The following is a 19,691-nucleotide window of genomic DNA, read 5'->3' on the forward strand; positions in this document are numbered from 1 at the left end:
CCCGCCACGCCGTTCCATCGATCCGTGTCCCACGCGCACGCCTCCATGACCATCGCCCCCTCATCCATACTCATCGGCCTACTGCTCGATCACCTTCCACCCTTCCACGGGAGACGTCGAAAAGACCCCCTCCTCGATCTTCGGATTCAGTTCCACCCCTACCAACTGCATCACGTCGATGTTCTCCGCCCGCGAGACCGCCCGCGCCATCCGCGGGATCAAGGCCGCGTCCTTCGCGTCTGCCGCCGGCTTGTACCACAACCGAATCACCGAGTGCTCCGCTTGCGCGTCCTTCGAGACCAGCCGCATCTGATACGACCCCTTCACAAAGGCTTTCGATGCCTCGTCCTCGACGCCCTCCTCCGCCGGCAAGAGCGAGACCTCATACCGCGCCAGAATGTCCTCGCGCCGCTGCCCGATCGGGATCGGCATGGGTCCCTCGCCCAGTCGCATCGGATCACTCCGCCTCGCCTCGCCCGCGATCTTCGTCCGCGTCATCCGCTGCTCGCCCGGCTCCTTCTCCGCCAGCCACGTCCCATCGAACACATAGTGCTTCAGCTCCTTCTCATGCCGGCTGCCGATCGTCAGTTCATCGAACGTCGCCGCGAACGACCGCGTCCCCTTCTGATCGACAACGACCCCAGGCTCGCGATGCTCGCGCGTATCGCGATAGAACAGCCGCCCCTTCCGCACGTGCGCATCGCCCCCCAGCCCGAACTCCTTCGTCCACACGACCTCCGCCGTCAGCGTGTTCAGGCTCTTGTCCGCCGTCTCGAGCGCCCACAGCAACTCGTCCGCTGTCGTGATCTTCCGCACATCCTCCACGACCACCGGCACCACCACCCGGGCATGATCCACGAGCATCGGATCCACCACCGGCCCGTCGCCGCCGGGCTGAGGTGCCGACGCTGGTGCGGGTTGGGAAGCAGGTTGTGGCGCAGTCACCGGTGTCGCCGGCGGATCATCCGCCAGAGCCACCATGCCCGACGCCGTCAGCACCGCTCCAAACACCCGCCACTTCATCCCACGCATGCGTCAATCTCCAAAGACCCACCCCCGGACCCAACAACACTACACTTCGATGCACGCCGAACCAGGCACAAGCACATCCATGGAGAAGTTTTGATGCACGCCTCGACCCGCCGTTCCCGCCTCGCCCTCGCCGCCAACCGTCCCGCGTTCGGCATCTTCTCGGGCCAGAGCCTCGCGCTCGCCTCGCTGCTCCTCGCCGCCTCGGCCTTCGCCCAACCCGTCGCCACCAAGCCCCTCGACACCGCCCCCTCGGGCAAGTCCCTCGTCGTCCCCAAGGACCTCGCCACCAAGGGCACCCTCTACTACGCCCTCACCGGCACGCTCCACCAACTCTCCATCACCTCCACCACGCCAACCAACAAGATCACCGCCAAGACCATCCACGTCATCGGCTTCCTCGTCGCCGGCCCCGTCACCGAACCCGCCGCGTTCCAGTCCGGCGAGTGGCACCTGAGCGTGGACAAGATCGCCACCGCTACCGCCGAGCACAACGCCGCTCTCAAGACCCTCCTCGACGCCGAGAAGAACCCCACGATCGTCCTTCGCCTCACCAAGCCCGCCGAACTCAAGCCCATAGAGTCCAAGATCGACAGTGTCAAGGCCTTCAAGGCCACGCTCGACACCGAACTCACGCTCGCCGGCGTCACCAAGTCCCTGACGCTCGAGGCCACCGCCTCCGCCCGCGAAGAGTCCGACCTCACAAAACTCGCCTTCGATGGCGACGTCATCAGCCTCCGAACCTCCATCAAGGTCACGCTCGCCGACTTCGGCATCACCGAGGACCGCATCAAGGCCGCCGGCCTCGAGGGCAAACTCGCGCCCACCATCGAGTGCAACCTCAACCTCGGCATGTCCACCGTCCCCCCCGAGAACCAGACCGACCGCACCAAACCCGCAGCGGCAGCACCCACCCCGGGCTCCATTCCCGCGACTCGCATCGAGTCGCCCACAAAGCCCGAGTAATGCCGGGATATCACTCCACGCCGTGCGTCCTAAGCGCGGTGTACGCCGGCACGTCGCCACATTATCGGACGTTAAGTGAAATGCGCAGATTTCTGTTGCCAATCACTAACTCGTTCGATTTATTGTTTGGAACCACTAGCCTCGGCCCGCATCCAATCCCAAGGCGGCGTCAGCCACCGGAAAGGACACGCGAAGCCAAGGGCAACTTGGCCAGTGTCGGACGTTCGCCCTTTGGGGGGCCGCTCGTTTTCGGGAAGGAGTTTGCCATGAACACCAATCGATCCATACTGCGTCGCTCACTCATCGCCATAGTCAGCGCCACGTTCCTCGTTGGCGCCACGGGCTGCAACAACGCTGGCCAAGGCTTCTTCTCCGGGGCCGCCGCCGGCTCACTCGTCGGCATGGGCCTGGGCAGCCTCTCTGGAAACATGGGCAAGGGTGCGGCCGCGGGCGCCCTCATCGGCGGCCTCGGTGGCGCCATCCTCGGCGACCAGAACGCCCGATACAGCGGCCGATCCTACTACGGCGGGGGAGGCGGCTACTCCGACGGCGGCTACTACTACGAGAACTCCTACAGCTCCTCCTACTCAGCCCCACGCCACTCCAGCGGCTACCGCGGCGGCTACTACCGCAGCCACCGCTCCACGTGGTATTGCGACTAACTCGCGTTTGCCATACTCACACAATGCAGAAGACCCCGCGAATCGCGGGGTCTTTTCATTTCCTGAGTCGCGCTCCCAACGATGCCGTGCCGAGACGACGCTCACATCGGCTTCTTGCTGATCGTCACGTCGTACACGTGCAGCAACTTCTCCTTGTCGAAGACCATCTCCTGGCGTGACGCCCCGACGATGTCGTACTCGGTCGTGAGTTCGATCGCGTCGACCGGGCACGCCTCCTCGCACATGCCGCAGAAGATGCAGCGGAGTTCGTCGATCTCGAACTTCACCGGATACTTCTCGCGGTCCTCCCAGGGGCTCTCGCCCGCGGTGATGTGGATGCACCGGGCCGGGCAGATCGTGGGGCACATCATGCAGGCCACGCACTTCACACGTCCCGACTCGTCGCGGTTCAGGCGGTGCACGCCGCGGAAGTTGCTGGCGTTCTGCCCGCCCTGCTCCACGGGGAGGTGCTCCCGGCGCTGCTCGGGGTACTGCATCGTCCGGCTGGTCCGGCCTTGCCCGAACGACGTGAAGAAGTGACGCATCGTCGTCCCGAACCCCTTCACGATCGCCGGGATGTACACGGCCTCGGAGGACTTCATCGCCGCCGGCTGGATGGGCAGAACATCGGTGTCGCGGATCGCCATGGGTCGATCGTAGCGGACCGCCACCCGACAAATCCGCCTATTTCGCCACACGATTCACGCGCGGTTTCCACGCATCCCGCGAGCGCCCGTGGTACGATCCTCCCGTATGCCCCCAGGGAAGGGACAACGCCCGCTCTTCGACCTGGTCGCCGGAGCAGACCAGAAACTCCGCGAGCACGCGGAGTCAAAGCGCGCCCGCTGGTCCGGCGATAAGCCCGTCATCGGCGTCGAACTCCAGCCCAAGCCGCAAACCAATCATGAACATGAGACGGATCTCGCCGAATCGATCGCCGCGCCCGCCGCAGAGACCGACCTCGACGCCCCTCTCGACGCCGAAGCCATCGATCAGGCCTTCAGCGACGCCGAGCCAGCGACATTCCGTGAGCGTCTGAGCGCGCACACCATGCTCCTCCCGCGCAACGCCCTGTGGATTGGGATCGCCGGGATCGCCATCGCCATCGTTCTCGTCTGGGTGATTGCCTACTCGATGGGGCGCAAGGACACCGAGAAGGAACTCATCGGCTTCACCCCGCCGCCGGACACGAACTCGATCAAAGAGCCAGGAGACCTGGACCCCGGCACCAGCCCCAAGCCCATCCCGAATCAACAGAAGCCTCAGCCGCCGATCCAGCCCCAAGGCAACGGCGAGACCCAACCAAAGCCCCCACAAAACCTCCCGCCATCGGCTAGTCCGATCCTGACCCACGCCGGGACCCAACTCGCCGACCCGCGTGAGCCGGGGAGCAACTACCTCGCCCTCGCCATATTGACGCGTGAGAAGGCCGAGGACGCGATCGCCTTCCTCGCCCAGAACTCCGTGAAAGCCTTCGCCCTTCCCCTCGACCCGGCCTCCTCGCGCTCCAACAATGCTGACCCAAGTCAGGACCGCTACCGCCTCTACGCCCTCCCGGGTTTCCCCGGAGGCAAGGATTACAGCCGGAGCCAGGCCCAACGCACCGAGTTGGTCCGCACGCTCAACGACCTCGGCACCCGCTGGCAACGCGAACGCCGGGGCACCTCCAACTTCCGGTCCTCAAATTGGGAACGCTTCGACCCCCAGGGGTGAGTCCCCTCAGGGTCCACGCTCGATATCACGGTCGGCTCTTTGGCCGCCCATCGCCCGTCTGTTGGAGTTTGTCATGAGCCTCGATCCGTCCCTCCGCGTCTCCAAGAACCTCTCCGGCAAGCGCTCCGTCCTCACCCGGGCCGAGCGCATCGCCAAGATGACCGCCGACAAGAAGTTCGACCCCAAAAAGGACAAGGCCCTGGGCATCCCCAAGACGCTCACCGGGCGCTGAGTCGCGGACCGTTCATTACGCTCATCCGTCCTCGATCCTGATTGCTCGAACGACGAGGCACGGGGTCGTGTGTGTTTTCCTTGACCCCGAACCCGCGAGAGCAAGCCGTGACCGCAGCACCCGCCGCCGCCGCGCGACCCAGCCGGACCACCACTCCGGGCGACGGGTTCGAGCGATATCAGCGTTTCTTCTCCGCCCCACCCGCCATCGTCGTCGAGTGGCATGACGACCAGACCAGCGCACGTGGGTGGCTCGCCATCAACTCCCTCCGTGGAGGCGCGGCCGGCGGCGGCACACGCATGCGCGCCGGCGGCAAGCGCGAGGAAGCCGTCTTCCTCGCCAAAACCATGGCGACCAAGTTCAACGTCGCCGGCCCCGCGATCGGCGGCGGCAAGTCCGTCATCGACTTCGATCCCCACTGCCCCGCAGCCGTGAAAGAGGGCGTCCTCCGCCGCTGGTACAAGCACGTCGCCCCCTACCTCAAGCACTGCTATGGCACGGGCGGCGACGTCGGCGTCGATGAGGTCTCCGAGGCTACCAAGTACATCGCCGAGGAAGTCGGCAACATCCACCCTCAGGAGGGCATCGCTCGCGGGCACAGCGTCTATCAGGCCGATGGCGAGGGCCCCGCGCCCAAGATCGATCGCCTGAAGCACGGCGTCGAGGCGCGCGTCGATCTCCGCGATCTCCCCGGCATCCGTGCCGGCGCGTGGATGATCGCCGACGTCATCACGGGTCTTGGCGTTGTCCGCGCCATCGAGCGCTTCGCCCACGTGCGCGGCACACCCCTCAAGGGCCAGCGCGCCATCATCGAGGGCTTCGGTGCCGTTGGCGCCTTCGCGGCGTACTACCTGCACCATCTGGGCGTGAAGGTCATCGCCACTTCCTCACGCAACAGCCAGGGCGGCATCCGCACCGCGGTCGACCCCAAGGGTCTCGACGTCCTGAGCCTCATTACCTCGCGCGATGGGACGACGATCGCCCCGCCGAGCAAGGACAAGCCCTTCATCTCCGACACCGCCGGCCCAGACGCCATCTTCGCCCACGACGCGGAGATCTTCATCCCCGCGGGCGCCTCGCACACGATCACCCTCGAGCGCGTCGAGATGCTCAAGAAGCGGGGCGTCAAAGTCGTCTCCTGCGGCGCCAACAACCCCTTCCACGCCGACCAGAGCAAGGGCGATCTCGTCTCGTGGGTCGGCGACATGCTCAAGGTCCAGCGCGTCGCCGACCAGCACATGGCGATCATCCCCGACTTCATCGCGAACTGCGGCATGGCCCGCGCGTTCGCCTACCTCATGAACAAGGGCGGCAAGACCGACGCGAACGCCATCCTCGACGACTGCAGGAAGACCATCGATGCCGCCGTCGATGAGATGCTCGCGGGGTATCCGAGCAACTCGGGCCTGCTCGACCACGCGTACACGATCTTCGTTCCAGAACGCTGAAGGTGGCCCGCCTCTCCGAGGCGGGTCTTCTGGATTCTTGAGCAGGGATACATAACGCAAAGATACCCGCCTCGGAGAGGCGGGCCACCAAACGCGCTCATCCGCGCGCCGGCGTCAGCAAACCATCGGGCTCCTGCAACAGCCGGACGATCTCAGCCAGCGCCAACGCCGCCGTTGCCCCATCCACGACGCGGTGATCACACGCCAGACTCAAGGGCAGCAGCAGCCCCGCGCGGAACGAGCCCTTGGTCACCACCATCCCCTCGCGCGCTCGGCCCACCGCGAGGATTCCCACCTCCGGATAGTTGATCACCGGAGTCGCAAAGCGACCGGCATGGCTCCCCACGTTGCTGATCGTGAACGTCGAGCCCATCAACTGATCGCGCGGGATCGAGCGATTTCGTGCCGACTCCGCGATCGCCCCGATCGACCGCGACAACTCCAGCACGCCAAGCCGGTCCGAATCTCGGATCACCGGCACCATCAGCCCGTTCTCCGTGTCCGTCGCGATCCCCAAGTGCACGCTGCGATGCTGCACGATGAACGCGTCGCTCGAGGAATCACCCGGCTTCTCCTCAACCGTCGCGTTGAGAGCGCGGAACTGGCTCTGCCCCAGCACGCGAGCCACGGCCGACGCGACGAACGGCAGGAACGAGACCTTCTCGCCGCTCGCCCCGGCGAGACGACGGCGAAGCCCGTCGAGGCCCGAGACGTCCGCCTCGTCCATCACCGTGAAGTGCACGGCCTGGTTGATGCTCTCGCGCAAACGATTCGCGATCGTGCGACGCACGCCACGGAACGGAATCCGTGTGATCTCGTCGGCCGATGGTCCGGCCGGGGCGCTCGAACGCGTGACCGTGTGCGTCGATGGGGGCGTGATGCTCGCCGGTCGAGACGGTGCGGGCGTTCGCGCCGGCGCGATTGGTGCTGCGACGGCACGCCCGTTTCCGGCATGGGCTGCATGCACCGATCCGCCAGATCCCCCCATCGCTGCCCGCACGTCCTTCTCCAGCACGCGCCCGCCGATCCCGCTCCCAGCGACCGAATCGATATCGACGCCGAGATCGCGCGCCAGCCGCCGCACCGCCGGCGTCGCCAGGGCCTTGCCGCCCGCGCTCATCCCCGCCAGTTCGCCGCTCATGCTCCCCACCACTGTCCCCGCGTCCTCACGAGCGGCCGGCTCGGGGACATGGTCCATCACATTCCGCGGCGCGATCGCGGGCTTCTGCTCCACCTGCCGCGACTCGGCGCCCTTGCTCGCTCCCCCGCCACCCTCGTACGTCACGAGCACGTTGCCGACTTTCAGGGTCTCGCCCTCGCTGCCGTGGAGTTCCTTGATCGTCCCCGCACGCGGGCTGGGGACCTCGACCAAAGCCTTGTCGGTCTCCATCTCCGCGAGGATGTCGTGCTCCGCGACCGTGTCGCCGGGCTTCACCCGCCACTTGATCAACTCGGCCTCATGGACCCCCTCGCCAAGGTCGGGCAGGATGAACTCGTTCACGTCCGCGGACTTGTGGTGCGCCATAGCCCAAGTGTAGAGCCACGACCCCTGAAAGTGGCACGGCCCACCAAGTGGCTGGTCTCTCCGAGGCGGGGTTTGGTCTGTCTCAAGAGTCCCGGAATCGGTCCGGCTCACCACTCACGCCAGCCACCGACCGCCATCCACCCGCACGATCTCGCCCGTGATATACCGCGCTTCAAGGGCCAGCCAACGCACAACCTCCGCCGCATCCTCCACCGTCCCCGCCCGGCCCAGCGGCACGCGCGACAGATACGCCTCCTGCATGGCCCGATCACTTTCCGCACCACGTTCAGGCCACGCCACCACACCGGGCGCGACGGCGTTCACTCGAACCTTCGGCGCCAGATCCCGCGCCAGGCTCCGCACCATCTCGACGAGTGCCGCCTTCGACATCGAGTATGCCGCGTGATCCCGCCGGGGCCGGCCCATCGCGTGGATGTCCGCCATCGCCACGACCGATCCGCCGCCCTCGAGTTTGGATCTGGAGAGCAGGCCCGCGAACGCCGCCGTCATCACGAGGGGCGAGATCGCGTTCACGCGCATCACACGCTCGGCGTCGCCCGCATCCATCGCTCCTACCGCCATCGGGCCATAGACCGACGCGTTGTGCACCAACACATCCAGCCCGCGCCCATGCTCCCATTGCGCGGCAAGATCCACGCACGCCTCATGCACGCGTTTCGGATCATCGAGCGTGAATGCGATAGACTCACCGCGGACACCCCGTGCCGAGATCGCCTCGGCCGTCGCCTTCGCGTCTGACGCCGACCGATCGAACGTGATCGTCACATCAAGCCCGGCCCGCGCTAACTCCAACGCGATCGCTCGACCGACACGCCTCGCCCCGCCCGTCACCAGCGCATGCCCGCGGCTCACGATCGCCCCTCCTTGGAATCGCCCGCGTCATCTGTCGATGGTGCCTCCGCGAACTGGCTCTTGAGATCCTCGACGCTCATCGGCTCGACCCTTCGCGCCGACTCCCGCCACACGTCCGCCTTCCCGGACTGCGTCATGTCTGGCGTCCCGTTCTTTCGACCAACATCGCGCCCGCCGCCACCCCCGCGCTCCCATGACCCCCGGCGGAGCATGAGCAACAGGCCCACAAGCCCGACGATCACCACAACTGTGGAACCGAGAACAACCGCCAGCCAACGGAGCGACGCGATCTTGCGATCTCGGTCCGCTGAGGTCGTGGATGCCGGTGATTCCTGACTGGTCGGCCCCTGCATGTCTCATCATACTGACGCCACGCGGGCGCTCCCATAACTCCGAGCGTCCCGTTCGGGCGTGCCGACTGGATCGATCGCGCCCCGCGTGTCGTCGGTGTTTTCCCCCGCCCCGGCGATGGAACAGCACCACCTCGCCGATCTTCACGTCGAGCGGCCCGACACGACCACGGGCCACCGTGGAGGTTCTCACGTGATTCCCCAGTCCCCGAACAACGCTCCCGCCGGCACTCCGGGCCTGCCCAACCTTCCCACCACCAACGCCGCCGGTGGTCCGCCGCCGCTCCCCTCCATGTCGCGCCACCCGCGCGTCCCCAACGTCCCCGACCCCACTGCGGATCCCAAGGGCGGGTTCCATATCCACACCGCCACGCTCTTCCTCGCCGCGCTCGCTCTGGGCAGCAAGTTCTTCTTCATGCCCACCGAGGCTTGGGGAAGCATCTCCATCCTCTTCACCAACGTCGTGCTCTTCTGGATCGTCTCCACCGTTGCCTTCATTCTCGTCGGATGGTTCGCGTACATCCTCTTTGCGAAGAACAACGCCGTCGGCAACGCCCTCACCTGCCTTCTCCTCGGCGGCATGACCGTCTTCAACACCGCGGCCGGCACCGGGCACCCCCTCGCCCAGGCCCTCGATGAGCGCATCGCCCAGCAACTCGTCTCGCCCCAGTCCGCCAACGCCGGCCCCTGGCGCGCCGACTACCAGAGGCCCTCGCCGACCGACGCCACGGTCACCTCGCCCAATGGCAAGGTCGTGATCACCCCCTCCGATCCCAAGGCACGAGGCCCCTTCTCCCACGAGGACTCCATCCGCATCGTCGCCGACGCCTCCCAGCGCGTCGGCTCGCTCACCGGCGAACTCGACAACGACCGACTGACCCTTGGGCCCAAGGGACTCATGAATCTCGCCAGCGTCGCCGACGCCAACGACATGGGCGAGCGCGTCGCGCGCCTCGAGGCCTTCCAGACCCGGGCCGAAGACGCCCTGGGTCAACTCGACAAACTCGATCGCGAACTCCGCATCGCCTATCGCGAGGCCCGCGCCCCTGAGGCCGAACTCTCCGACCTCGTGGATTCCACCGTCAAGCAACTCAACCTCGACGTTGAGAGACTCGCCATCGAGAGGCACATCACCTTCGCCAAGGCGGGCGTCCGGCTCCTCAACTTCCTCAAGGCCAACTGGGGATCCTGGCGCGTGGACGACGTCTCGAAGCGTCTCGTCTTTAAGGATCCCGCCGCCGCGAATCGTTACTCGCAACTCGCACAAGAGTTCTCAACCGCTGCCAAAGCCCAATAACGCCGCCCTGAGTGTTCTGGTTGTGCTCCCGACCAAGGTCTCCTCATGGGTTTAGGATCGCGCGCTCATTCGCGTGGTCGACTCGGCGTACTCTACGTTTGCGCTAGTCCCAAAGGGTTACACCAGTGAGACTTCGGGCCCCACACGCGGACCTGTAAGCGTTCCAATCACGCGATATTCGCGCGTAATTCAACAAATCGAGTTGACGAATCCACTCTGACGTGAGACGATCTCCCACAGGGTTTCGCTGGGTTACTGCTGTCGCCAATACTCGCGACAACTCCAGCAAAACCCTTGGATCATGCCGTGATGACAGCCATACCAGCCATGACCACATACGCGCCCGCCAGCCTCTTTATCCCCGAGACCATGGAGCCTGTCTGGGCCGCGCTTACCGACGACACGACATCATGTGTCATCGTCGTCGAACCTGATGGCACCATCGTCTTTGCCAACTGGCTTGCCGCCCAATGGGCTACACGACCGGCCCATGAACTCGTCGGGCGGAATCTCCGCGAGTTATGGGACGAAGCCATCGCTCGCGAGCGCATCGACCTCGTCCGCGAGGCGGCCACCACCGGCCGGCCGATCACCGTGGATGGCATGATCCAGGGCCGCTGGGTCCGCATGGTCGTCCGCCCGTTCCCCTTCGATCAACTCAATCGCCGTCGGGTCCTCCTTGTTTCGCGTGTCGCCACACCCGCCGATCCTGTGCAGACTCCGGCCGACGATCAGAGTGTCGTCCGCGCGCGCGTCGACGATTCTGGCGCTCTCGCCCAACTTACCAATCGTGAACTCCAGATCCTTCGCCTTATCGGGGCCGGGCTCTCCACCCAGCAGATCGCGAAGAAACTCCACCGCAGCGTCAAGACCGTCGAGTGGCACCGCGTCTCCCTAGGCAACAAACTCGGCGCGAACAACCGCGTCGAACTCGCCCGGATTGCCATCGGGGCCGGCATCGTCGAGGCCTCAACCGACGACGAGATCGACGACTCTCCCGAAGCGTAACGCGATCCTCCAAGACAGCATCACAAAGCCCGGCGAGTTCCTCATTGGACGCCAGGCTATCGTTGACTCTCCCATGCGTTGTGAACGCTTGAGAACTCGCTCCTCGTGGCTCGGCGTTGTGGCGGCCGTGTTTTCGGCGTGGGTTGCGATACTTGCGCCGCTCACCCACACGCACGACCACGACACGCAGCCATTCGTCTGCGACTCTCACCATCACGCCGAGCACGCCCAAACCGATCACCCACAGGACCACGAGCACGACGCCCCGGAGGGTCACGACTGCCCCTTGTGCGCTCTGCTCGCCTTCCTCCCGAACACCTGGGTGATGCCTGGTGCCGCGCCCTCGCTCACGCCCATTCTCGCGGCATCACTCGTCATTCCCGAGACCACCGTCTCGTTCGTGGGCCTCGCGCCCGCCCTTCCGCGACCACGCGGCCCGCCGATGCTCTGATCGCCCGCTCGATTCGTCGGTCCATTCTCACATCTCATCCACAATCCATGTGGCTCATGCCGACGCGTCTTCGCACGCGCCAGCATGCCATGCCCATGCTCGGAGTGGTCCCATGCCTCCCATGAGTGCGCGCTCGCGCGCGTTCACGCTGATCGAGTTGCTCGTCGTCATCGCCATCATCGCTCTGCTCATCTCGCTACTCCTGCCCACGCTCGCCAACGCGCGACGCGTGGCGCGGCAGACGGTCTGCCTGGCGAACCTGCGATCCCTCGAGACTGCTCAGACGCTGTATGCCGACGCCAACAAGGGCTTCCTTGTCGACGTCGGACTGGCGCACGGAGGATCGGGCGCACCCCAACTCTCGTGGGTCAACACCCTTTCCGACTACTACGGCACTCCCCTGGCGATCCGATCGCCCGGTGATAAAAGCCCCTACTGGCCCACATCCGCGGGCGGACAGGGCCTCACGATCAACGGGCAACCCCGACAAACCAGTTATGGCATGAACAACCTTCTCTCCCGGACCTTCAACCCGGGACTCTCACCCAAAGAGCCCTTCGACCGGCTCCAGAAGATCCCTTCCCCCGAACGAACCGCCCAGTTTCTGCTGATGACCAAGACCGGGGACTTTGCCGTCTCCGATCACACGCACATCGAGAACTGGGGCTCGGGCGACGTTTCGGCGACACGGGCCTCGACCCAGATCGACATCGCGGCCTGGGGCGGCAATCCCGCCTCCACCGCGGCCGTCTCCAACTGGGGCTACCTCGACGGTCACGCCGCGTCACATCCGTTCCGGAATGTCTACACCGATTGGTCGCACAACTCGTTCCATCCACTCGCCTCACCCTGATCGTGCTCGCGCACGGTCGTTTCGATCCATTGAGGAACCCACCATGAACTCCAAGTTTCACACGTTCAGCATGCTCACCATGGCCACCGCCGCCACAGCGCTCGCGCCCATGACGCTCGCGCAGCACGCGGGCGACATCCTGCTCACGATCGAAGACTCCACGATCCGGACCAACTTGCTCCCCGACGCGGAGCCGCCGTCACCCGATCGTGTCTTTGCCAGCGAACTCGGCGAGACCACGCCCCTGTACACCGATGAACCAGGCTTCGACTCTCTCGAGAGTGCCTTTCCGCCCGATTCCACCATCGGATTCCGTGTTCTCTCCCCCGTCATGCTCTGGAACAACGGGAACTTCGACACGGTCTCGCCGTCTACTTTTCACATCGAGTTCGGCCCCCTCAGCGTGGACACACAGACCACGCCCGGCGTTATCGAGGGCTTCTCGCTCAGCGTCAACTCACTCGGCGAGTGGCACCGCCACCTCGGCTACACCATCCAGTCGCCCGCCGACGTCGGCGTCTATGCGATGGAACTCCAACTCTTCTCGTCCGATCCGTCGATCGAGGACTCGCTGCCATTTTGGATCGTCTTCAACCAGAGCGACGACGAGGGGGTCCATGATGAAGCGATCGACTACCTCCGTGTCGTCGTGACGCCGTCCTGCCCCGCCGACCTTGACGACGGCACCGGCACAGGCACGCCCGACGGTGGCGTCACCATCGACGACCTCCTCTACTACCTGGCAATCTTCAGCACCGGCTCCATCGAAGCCGATCTCGACGACGGCACCAACACGGGCACACCCGACGGCGGCGTCACGATCGACGATCTTCTCTACTTCCTTGCTCGATTCAACCTTGGTTGCTGATCCCACGGGGTGTAGAGTCCAGCCTTGAAAACGGCACTTCACATCCGAGATCTGCAGTTCAGTCACGTCCAGCGCGAGGGCGAGCCGCGCTGGACGCTTTCGCTCCCCGCGCTCTCTCTTGAGCCTGCCGAGCAGGTCCTCCTCACCGCGCCATCGGGCAAGGGCAAGAGCACGCTCCTCCAACTCATCGCCGGCCTTCTCGATCCATCCTCCGGCACCATCGAGATCGCCGGCACCACTATCCACTCTCTCCAAGGGGCGGCCCGCGACCGATTCCGCGGCGCCCATCTCGGCATGATCTTTCAGACGTTCAACTTGCTCCAGGGCTTCTCGGCGAGCGAGAACATCCTTGCCGCCCTCATGTTCTCCGCGATCCCAGCGAAAGAGCACGCGTCGCTCGCGCGCGACCTTCTCGCGCGCCTCGGCATCGAGCGTGCCAACGCTCCCGTTGAGACGCTCAGCATCGGGCAGCAGCAGCGCGTCGCCGTCGCGAGGGCCGTGAGCACGCGGCCCGCGCTCGTCCTCGCCGACGAGCCGACCGCGAGCCTCGACCCCGAGAATGCCGCGTCTGCGATGGATCTCATCCAGAACGCGTGCAGGGATTCGGGCGCCGCGCTCCTCTGCGTCAGCCATGATCCGTCGATGGCGGATCGGTTCACTCGCCGGGAACGACTCGGAGGCTCGGCATGAGCGACTGGACGATCATCCTTCGGAGCCTACGCACGCGGCTCTTCTCCACGGTCACGACCTCGCTGACGGTCGCCGTCGCGGTTGCGCTCCTGCTGGTTCTTCTCGTGCTTCGCGCTTCAGCCGCCTCGGCCTTTGAGCGAGGCAGCGGCGACATGCACCTGCTCGTCAGCCGAGAGTCCAGCCCGCTGATTTCAGTTCTCTCCAGCGTCTTCTACGCCGATCCACCCAAGCGATCGATGACCCTCGACCAGTTTGAGAGCCTCAAGGCCTCGCTCCCCCTGGGTGACACTGGGTACTGCATCCCTCTCCAACAGGGCGACAGTTTCCGCGGCTTTCCCGTTACGGCGACCACGCCCGAGTTCTTCACAAAGTTCAAGCCGAATCCGGGCGAGGCGTGGGGCTTTGAGCAAGGCCGAGCGTTCGATAAGCCCTTCGAAGTCGTCCTCGGGAGCGCCGTCGCCAAGGCTACCGGCGTCGGGCTGGGCGATCGACTCTTCCTGACCCATGGCATCGCGCAATCACGTCAACTCGGCGACGCCAACGCCATGAAACCTCACGAGCACTCCGACTTCGCGTACACCGTCGTTGGCATCCTTGCGCCCACCGGCGGGAGCCACGACCGCGCCATCTTCACCGATCTCACCAGCACGTGGATCATCCACGCCCACGACCGCCGCGAGCGCGACGATCCCTCGATCACGACCACGACAGCCCAGGATCTCACTCCCGCCGATCAACTGCTGAATGTCGCCTATGTCCGGCTCGCTACTCGCGCGGGCTCCAACACGCCCGCCAACCTGCCGCAGGTCTTCGACTCGCTCCGACGCGGCGGCACGTTCACCGTCGCCAGCCCCGCCGATCAGATCAAGAACCTCTTCCGCATCGTCTCCAGCGTCGATCGCGTCCTCGTCGCGATGGCGATCGTGGTGGTCTTCTCGAGCGCTATCGCGATCATGCTCGCGCTCTACAACTCCATGGAGCAGCGACGGCGTCAGATCGCGATCCTGCGCGTGCTGGGCGCGAGCCGGGCGAGAATCTTCTCGCTCGTGCTCACCGAGTCGGCGCTCCTGGGCGTGATCGGAGCCATCGCGGGCGTCGTCGTGAGCCTGGCGGCGGGCGTGCTGGTCGCGGGCGCAATGAGGACGCAACTGGGCCTGGTGATCACTCCACGCCCCGATCCGCGCGTGGTCCTGGGCGTCGCCCTCGCCACGGTCCTGCTTGCCTGTCTTGCCGGGATCATTCCTGCACTCGTGGCCTATCGCACGAGCGTCGCCAAGAATCTCAGGCCCATCGGCTAGCATTGCATGCCCAAAGGAATGCCGCGTTGAAGATCTTCTGGTCCATTCTGGTGCTGCTCGCGATTGCCCTCGGCGTCGCCCTTGTCATGCCCGGCAAGCGCGAGACCTCGCCGTCGATCACGGACACCAACGGCGAGATCATCGCGAAGGAGCACGAATCCGAGATACCACCGAGGGTGCCAACTCCGGCCACAAGCACCACCGATGCGCCCAAAGCCGTCACCAAGCCGTCGCCTGCGACGCCAGCCATTGATAACCGTTCGTCCGAAGATGTTGTATTCGCGAAGCCAACGACCGACAACACGACCCAGGCTCCGACGATTCTCGTGAAGCCTGATCCCGTTCCAACGACTCCAGCCGCACCACCACTCACAAGCGATCCGGGCATTCCGACAGGCAAAGAGAACTCCGCCAAGCCCGACGCCCCCGCCAAGCCCTTCACCATCATCGATTCCAAGTTCGAGAAGAAGCCCGACGGCTCGCTCCTTGTCGATGACCGCTTCGTCATCAAGGGCGACGGCACCAAAGAGAAGCCCTACGAGATCACCTGGGAATTGTTGACTTCGGCCGAGAAACTCTACAACCCGCGCGAGGGCAAGCGGCAAATGCCCAGTGCTGTCGCCATGCTCGATGGCAAGCATGTGACGATTACGGGCTACGTCGCCTTTCCTCTCTACGTGCAGGATCCCAAGGAATACATCGTCATGCTCAACCAGTGGGACGGGTGCTGCATCGGCGTCCCACCCACGCCCTTCGACGCCATCGAGGTCCAGACCAACACCGCCGTCAAGGGCGACGACCGCTTCGCCGTCTCCGGCACGGTCAGCGGCATCCTCGGCGTGAAGCCGTACACCGTCGGCGACTGGCTCGTGGGCCTGTACATCATGGACGATGCCGCCCTCAAGCCCGGCGAGTTCGGAAACTTCGGCGGGAGTTGATCCGTTTCTCGGCTTAGCACACGCTCGCGATCAGGATTGTCGCGTCTACGCTTGCCGTGAACTTCGTGCCGTTCGAGAGTGCCGCGGGAATCAGCACCGTCTCCCCCATCGTCACCGGCACCGACTCGAACCGCGCCCGTGCCGGGAGCGCCTCGATCGTCCCGCTCCCCGCCAGCACCATGACCACCAGCGGGCCGTGCGCGATCGCGTGCCCCTCGCCGTGCGCGACGAGGTCCATGCTCTTTCCGGCACTCGGGCGAGCCTCGTCCAGCGAGAAGAACGGCGTCTTCACCAGTCTCGTCCGATCGCCCGATGAGGGATCAAACCGCGTCGCCTCGGGCGCCCGCGCGAACTCGATGCACTCCATCGCCTGATCGATGTGCAACTCGCGCCCGGACCGGCCCCAGTCGAAGACGCGGAATGTCGTGTCGCTCGGCGTCTGAACCTCGGCCACCAGCACACCCGCCCCCAGCGCGTGCACCGTCCCGCTCGGCAGAACGTGGCACTCCCCCGCCACGGCGTCCACGGCCTCGAGATCGTCCTTCACCTCACCGCTCGCGATCCGGGACTTGAACGAATCGGGGGTCACGCCCACGCGCACGCCCTTGTAGATTTTCGCGCCAGGCTCGGCGCTCAGCACGTACCAGCACTCGGTCTTGAGGTGCGCGTCCGGATGCGACGCGGCATACGCCTGGCTCGGATGGACCTGGACCGACAGGTTCTCGCGTGCATCGAGGAACTTGATGAGGAGCGGAAACCCGCCGCGGTTGCGCCGCCCGAGCAACTTGTCCGCCCACAGCCCGATCGCGAAGTGGATGTCCTTCCCCGCGAGCGGCCCGTTCCTGATCTCCGACCGCTTCGCCCCGCCGCCCGCGCCCGAGGCCGAGGTCTTGGCGAGGTCCGCGAGTTCCCAACTCTCGCCAACTTTCGCGCCCTCGTCCACCTTCTTGCCGAAGGCGCGCAGGCGATCGCCCCCCCACACTTTGTCCATCAGGATCGGCTCGAAGATCAATGGATAGGGCTGGGGCATGACCACGCTCCCTGCGGCCTGTGACCGAACGCACACTTACTCGAGCGCCATGCCGCTCACGGTCGCATCGAACGCGATCCGCTCGGCACTCGTCCCCACGCCCACGAGCCCCTGCACTCGGCAGACGAACCGCTTCCGCTGCATCTTCATGTTCTGGTTCAGGATCACCAGGTCATCGCCGGGCACGACCATGTTGCGGAAGGCCGCGTCCTCGATCCGCAGGAACGCCGCGAGTGTCGGCTTGCCTTTCCGTACGCTGAACATGTAACTTGCGAACTGGGCCGCCGACTCGATCATGAGCACGCCGGGATACATGGGCTTGCCGGGGAAATGCCCCGGCACCCAGAACTCGTCGTGGCGAATGTGCTTGAGCCCCACGCCCCGCGTCAGGTCGTCGCTTAGCCAGACGACCTTGTCCACCAGCGCCATCACGCCCCGGTGCTGGTTCCAACGCGCAATCTCGTCCTTGTCCGCCCGGCACGCACCGAGATCGACGCCCGAAAGATCAAAGATCGGCTCGTGCTTCGAGGCCGCAGGCTCACCACCCGCGGACGAGCCAGGCTCATCCGAACGCGGCGAAGGATTCGATACGGCGTGACTCATGGGTTTAGGTCAAACAGGTTTGTCTCTCGTCACGTTCCACAATCTGTCGAAGCCTCGCCCGAGGACGAGATCATCCTCACACACGATGATGCCCCGCGCGCGCTCCTTCCCCCCCCCGCCCCCCCGCGCAAACTCGCGGCAGGGGGACACCGCCGCGTCCGTCGTCGAGGCCGCGTCGCTTCCATGCTGCTCGGCGTGGGGGCGCCAAATCCGGCTCGACTCGGGTCTCCCCGAACACGATCCGGACTCATGCCGCCGACTCGCCGATCTCACGACGCCTTGGACGTGTCTCGCATGTCCAGGATCTTCTGCCGGACTTCCTGGGCGGCGTTCTTCACGTCCTGCATCGCCTGGCGAACCCGCGTGCCGGCGGCCTTGTTCCCGCCCTCGGCCTTCTGCAGGTCGTCCTCGTGCTCGGCCAAGATCCTCTTGATGCGCTCGTATGCTTCCACGCCCGGCCTCCCTTGCTGGAAATTCGGCTCACGCCCCGGGATGACCCCGGCACAAAAGCCCCGATCGCGGGCAGCCGTCGCCACCCGCATCGGCCATTCTACCCCCAAGCCCCCCTCTACGCCCCTGTCCCCCTCGAGCCACCAACCCCTTCGCTGCTCCAGCCGTGTCAGACCTCAACGCGGGGTAAGCACCAACCAAAATACGAAACCCGGCCCGGAAGTGCTCCCGAGCCGGGTCGATGTTGTTCCTGCAAGTGCTCTCGATCGGCTCACGCCCTCACCGGGCGATCACCACTCTCGTGGAAGATGAGTGCAGGCGGGATTAGGCCGCCAACCGGCCCTCGCTGCCCGACTTCGAGGAGTTCGGCTCCTGGAACGTGGAGATGTTCACGCTCCCGTTGAGGGCGTGCCCGAATCGCACGGGGGCGTGGCACTGAACTCGTGTTCCCGTGCCACTGAAGTCCGGTTCCTCCGGACTTCAGTGCGTGTGTCACGATGAGCACAGGCGGGCTTGAGCGTCACCGGCGCGAACGGCACCAAAGTCCGGAGAGAGAGACGTGAAACAACGGGAAGATCCGGACTTTGGTGGCACGGGTCGTGGTGGTCACGGGGGCCCCGTCCTCCACCATCCCTTGCCTGGAAACGGGTCGCACTCCACGCAAGAGCCGGGCAGATCTTGGGTGCTCCCCTCGCGCACCGCCGTCCACCATCGGGCGCTGCTCCACGGATACTCCTCGGGACGCGTGGCAAGACCGCGCTCCACGGGGTTGTGGTGGATGTAATGTACCGTCCGGAAGAACTCGAACTCGTCGCGGACGTTGCGATCGAATCCGCCCCCTGGCTGCCAGAATCGCGGACGGCGACCGGCTGCGGTGCATGAGCCGTCGGCCGTCGGGGCGATCTCGGGTTGGAAGGGCAACAGGGTCGGGGCCATAGAGAGAACCCGCCTTGCCACGGCGATCTTAAGCGAGCGGAGGATGGTCTCGACCGTTGTTTCCGGAATCGGCCGGATCAGCAGATGGACGTGCTCGGGCATCACGACCCACGCGAAGAGGTCGAACCCGTGACGCTCCCGGGCCGCCTTGAGACACGCGGAGAAGAGATCGCGCACGCCCTCGCGGGCCAGCAGCGGTTGACGATGGTCGCAGGAGAATGTAAGGAACCTGGCCCCACCATCGGTTTCACGCCGACGCATCGTCGTGCGGTGGGGCATGAGGCAGTGTAGCAACGGCCGATCGTGCCACCGACGTCCGGCCGTTCCTTGTCTACCCCGCCCCACCCCCGCCCCACCCCCAACCCACCCCCACCCAACACCACCCGACACCACCCGACACCAATCTCTATGACTTCCCGGACTTTAGTGCCCGTCAGCCAGTGACGTTCGGACCCGAGCGGACTCACGACG

22 protein-coding genes are annotated in these 19,691 nt (G+C 65.4%); 13 read left to right on the top strand and 9 right to left on the bottom strand.

Annotation, left to right across the window (positions count from 1 at the left end):
- Positions 1 to 78 precede the first annotated feature (78 nt).
- Complete coding sequence (locus IPK69_06215) at positions 79 to 1,032, bottom strand: hypothetical protein (protein QQS10210.1); 954 nt, start codon at positions 1,030 to 1,032, stop codon at positions 79 to 81.
- A 93-nt stretch (positions 1,033 to 1,125) separates the two neighbouring features.
- On the opposite strand from IPK69_06215, the gene IPK69_06220 reads away from it, so the two are divergent.
- Together IPK69_06220 and IPK69_06225 are read left to right on the top strand one after the other, a co-directional pair.
- Entirely contained in the window at positions 1,126 to 1,995 is an 870-nt protein-coding gene (locus IPK69_06220; protein QQS10211.1) for a YceI family protein, read from the top strand.
- 266 nt (positions 1,996 to 2,261) lie between these two features.
- The gene (locus IPK69_06225) at positions 2,262 to 2,657 is read left to right on the top strand and encodes a hypothetical protein (protein ID QQS10212.1); all 396 of its coding nucleotides are present in this window, start codon (positions 2,262 to 2,264) and stop codon (positions 2,655 to 2,657) included.
- 101 nt (positions 2,658 to 2,758) lie between these two features.
- On the opposite strand, the gene IPK69_06230 is transcribed toward IPK69_06225, so the two are convergent.
- Positions 2,759 to 3,304, bottom strand: coding sequence for an NADH-quinone oxidoreductase subunit I (locus IPK69_06230; protein QQS10213.1), 546 nt, complete (start codon positions 3,302 to 3,304; stop codon positions 2,759 to 2,761).
- Between the two features lie 106 nt (positions 3,305 to 3,410).
- Between IPK69_06230 and IPK69_06235 the strand changes: the two genes are divergently transcribed.
- The 3 genes from IPK69_06235 (at position 3,411) to IPK69_06245 (ending at position 6,050) form a co-directional block, all read left to right on the top strand.
- On the top strand, positions 3,411 to 4,370 hold the full coding sequence (locus tag IPK69_06235; GenBank protein ID QQS10214.1) for a hypothetical protein: 960 nt from the start codon (positions 3,411 to 3,413) through the stop codon (positions 4,368 to 4,370).
- A gap of 73 nt (positions 4,371 to 4,443) precedes the next feature.
- Positions 4,444 to 4,602, top strand: coding sequence for a small basic protein (locus IPK69_06240; protein QQS10215.1), 159 nt, complete (start codon positions 4,444 to 4,446; stop codon positions 4,600 to 4,602).
- Between the two features lie 107 nt (positions 4,603 to 4,709).
- Positions 4,710 to 6,050, top strand: coding sequence for an amino acid dehydrogenase (locus IPK69_06245; GenBank protein QQS10216.1), 1,341 nt, complete (start codon positions 4,710 to 4,712; stop codon positions 6,048 to 6,050).
- A gap of 97 nt (positions 6,051 to 6,147) precedes the next feature.
- On the opposite strand, the gene IPK69_06250 is transcribed toward IPK69_06245, so the two are convergent.
- The 3 genes from IPK69_06250 to IPK69_06260 form a co-directional block, all read right to left on the bottom strand.
- Positions 6,148 to 7,575, bottom strand: coding sequence for a 2-oxo acid dehydrogenase subunit E2 (locus IPK69_06250; protein ID QQS10217.1), 1,428 nt, complete (start codon positions 7,573 to 7,575; stop codon positions 6,148 to 6,150).
- A 114-nt stretch (positions 7,576 to 7,689) separates the two neighbouring features.
- Positions 7,690 to 8,448, bottom strand: a complete 759-nt coding sequence (locus IPK69_06255) for an SDR family oxidoreductase (protein QQS10218.1) — start codon at positions 8,446 to 8,448, stop codon at positions 7,690 to 7,692.
- Positions 8,445 to 8,801, bottom strand: coding sequence for a hypothetical protein (locus IPK69_06260; protein ID QQS10219.1), 357 nt, complete (start codon positions 8,799 to 8,801; stop codon positions 8,445 to 8,447). The genes IPK69_06255 and IPK69_06260 overlap by 4 nt, the downstream gene beginning before the upstream one ends.
- 190 nt (positions 8,802 to 8,991) lie before the next feature.
- Here IPK69_06260 and IPK69_06265 point away from each other — a divergent pair, with 190 nt between their 5' ends.
- The 8 genes from IPK69_06265 (at position 8,992) to IPK69_06300 (ending at position 16,201) form a co-directional block, all read left to right on the top strand.
- On the top strand, positions 8,992 to 10,095 hold the full coding sequence (locus IPK69_06265; protein ID QQS10220.1) for a hypothetical protein: 1,104 nt from the start codon (positions 8,992 to 8,994) through the stop codon (positions 10,093 to 10,095).
- A 327-nt stretch (positions 10,096 to 10,422) separates the two neighbouring features.
- Positions 10,423 to 11,103 carry a PAS domain-containing protein gene (locus IPK69_06270; GenBank protein ID QQS10221.1) on the top strand — a complete coding sequence of 227 codons (681 nt, stop codon included), beginning with the start codon at positions 10,423 to 10,425 and terminating at the stop codon, positions 11,101 to 11,103.
- Positions 11,104 to 11,221: 118 nt separating this feature from the next.
- Positions 11,222 to 11,554 carry a DUF2946 family protein gene (locus IPK69_06275; protein QQS10222.1) on the top strand — a complete coding sequence of 111 codons (333 nt, stop codon included), beginning with the start codon at positions 11,222 to 11,224 and terminating at the stop codon, positions 11,552 to 11,554.
- A 112-nt stretch (positions 11,555 to 11,666) separates the two neighbouring features.
- Entirely contained in the window at positions 11,667 to 12,407 is a 741-nt protein-coding gene (locus IPK69_06280) for a prepilin-type N-terminal cleavage/methylation domain-containing protein (GenBank protein QQS10223.1), read from the top strand.
- 43 nt (positions 12,408 to 12,450) lie between these two features.
- On the top strand, positions 12,451 to 13,275 hold the full coding sequence (locus tag IPK69_06285; GenBank protein QQS10224.1) for a hypothetical protein: 825 nt from the start codon (positions 12,451 to 12,453) through the stop codon (positions 13,273 to 13,275).
- A 24-nt stretch (positions 13,276 to 13,299) separates the two neighbouring features.
- Positions 13,300 to 13,965 (top strand): ABC transporter ATP-binding protein, encoded by a 666-nt coding sequence (locus IPK69_06290; GenBank protein ID QQS10225.1) that lies wholly within the window; start codon positions 13,300 to 13,302, stop codon positions 13,963 to 13,965.
- Positions 13,962 to 15,263: an FtsX-like permease family protein gene (locus tag IPK69_06295; protein ID QQS10226.1), complete on the top strand. Its 1,302-nt coding sequence runs from the start codon at positions 13,962 to 13,964 to the stop codon at positions 15,261 to 15,263. The genes IPK69_06290 and IPK69_06295 overlap by 4 nt, the downstream gene beginning before the upstream one ends.
- A gap of 26 nt (positions 15,264 to 15,289) precedes the next feature.
- A complete protein-coding gene (locus IPK69_06300) occupies positions 15,290 to 16,201 on the top strand; it encodes a DUF3299 domain-containing protein (protein ID QQS10227.1) in 912 nt (303 codons plus the stop codon).
- Positions 16,202 to 16,214: 13 nt separating this feature from the next.
- Here the strand turns inward: IPK69_06300 and IPK69_06305 are convergent, their stop codons facing one another.
- The 4 genes from IPK69_06305 to IPK69_06320 all read right to left on the bottom strand — a co-directional run bounded on the left by IPK69_06305 (position 16,215) and on the right by IPK69_06320 (position 19,499).
- Positions 16,215 to 17,231: a class I mannose-6-phosphate isomerase gene (locus tag IPK69_06305; GenBank protein ID QQS10228.1), complete on the bottom strand. Its 1,017-nt coding sequence runs from the start codon at positions 17,229 to 17,231 to the stop codon at positions 16,215 to 16,217.
- A gap of 36 nt (positions 17,232 to 17,267) precedes the next feature.
- Positions 17,268 to 17,834 (bottom strand): hypothetical protein, encoded by a 567-nt coding sequence (locus IPK69_06310; GenBank protein QQS10229.1) that lies wholly within the window; start codon positions 17,832 to 17,834, stop codon positions 17,268 to 17,270.
- A gap of 269 nt (positions 17,835 to 18,103) precedes the next feature.
- A complete protein-coding gene (locus tag IPK69_06315) occupies positions 18,104 to 18,376 on the bottom strand; it encodes a hypothetical protein (protein ID QQS10230.1) in 273 nt (90 codons plus the stop codon).
- A gap of 514 nt (positions 18,377 to 18,890) precedes the next feature.
- Positions 18,891 to 19,499, bottom strand: coding sequence for a transposase (locus IPK69_06320; GenBank protein QQS10231.1), 609 nt, complete (start codon positions 19,497 to 19,499; stop codon positions 18,891 to 18,893).
- Between the last annotated feature and the right edge of the window lie 192 nt (positions 19,500 to 19,691).

It is taken from the genome of Phycisphaerales bacterium (assembly GCA_016699835.1).
Classification (GTDB): Bacteria; Planctomycetota; Phycisphaerae; order Phycisphaerales; family UBA1924.

What these genes read in the sequence shown, in the direction of transcription:
- IPK69_06280 (QQS10223.1), top strand. Translation starts at nt 11,667, where the DNA reads ATGCCTCCCATGAGTGCGCGCTCGCGCGCGTTCACGCTGATCGAGTTG.
- IPK69_06320 (QQS10231.1), bottom strand. Translation starts at nt 19,499, where the DNA reads ATGCCCCACCGCACGACGATGCGTCGGCGTGAAACCGATGGTGGGGCC.
- IPK69_06295 (QQS10226.1), top strand. Translation starts at nt 13,962, where the DNA reads ATGAGCGACTGGACGATCATCCTTCGGAGCCTACGCACGCGGCTCTTC.
- IPK69_06225 (QQS10212.1), top strand. Translation starts at nt 2,262, where the DNA reads ATGAACACCAATCGATCCATACTGCGTCGCTCACTCATCGCCATAGTC.
- IPK69_06310 (QQS10229.1), bottom strand. Translation starts at nt 17,834, where the DNA reads ATGAGTCACGCCGTATCGAATCCTTCGCCGCGTTCGGATGAGCCTGGC.
- IPK69_06270 (QQS10221.1), top strand. Translation starts at nt 10,423, where the DNA reads ATGACCACATACGCGCCCGCCAGCCTCTTTATCCCCGAGACCATGGAG.
- IPK69_06220 (QQS10211.1), top strand. Translation starts at nt 1,126, where the DNA reads ATGCACGCCTCGACCCGCCGTTCCCGCCTCGCCCTCGCCGCCAACCGT.
- IPK69_06315 (QQS10230.1), bottom strand. Translation starts at nt 18,376, where the DNA reads ATGCGGGTGGCGACGGCTGCCCGCGATCGGGGCTTTTGTGCCGGGGTC.
- IPK69_06305 (QQS10228.1), bottom strand. Translation starts at nt 17,231, where the DNA reads ATGCCCCAGCCCTATCCATTGATCTTCGAGCCGATCCTGATGGACAAA.
- IPK69_06260 (QQS10219.1), bottom strand. Translation starts at nt 8,801, where the DNA reads ATGCAGGGGCCGACCAGTCAGGAATCACCGGCATCCACGACCTCAGCG.
- IPK69_06215 (QQS10210.1), bottom strand. Translation starts at nt 1,032, where the DNA reads ATGCGTGGGATGAAGTGGCGGGTGTTTGGAGCGGTGCTGACGGCGTCG.
- IPK69_06235 (QQS10214.1), top strand. Translation starts at nt 3,411, where the DNA reads ATGCCCCCAGGGAAGGGACAACGCCCGCTCTTCGACCTGGTCGCCGGA.
- IPK69_06240 (QQS10215.1), top strand. Translation starts at nt 4,444, where the DNA reads ATGAGCCTCGATCCGTCCCTCCGCGTCTCCAAGAACCTCTCCGGCAAG.
- IPK69_06250 (QQS10217.1), bottom strand. Translation starts at nt 7,575, where the DNA reads ATGGCGCACCACAAGTCCGCGGACGTGAACGAGTTCATCCTGCCCGAC.
- IPK69_06230 (QQS10213.1), bottom strand. Translation starts at nt 3,304, where the DNA reads ATGGCGATCCGCGACACCGATGTTCTGCCCATCCAGCCGGCGGCGATG.
- IPK69_06285 (QQS10224.1), top strand. Translation starts at nt 12,451, where the DNA reads ATGAACTCCAAGTTTCACACGTTCAGCATGCTCACCATGGCCACCGCC.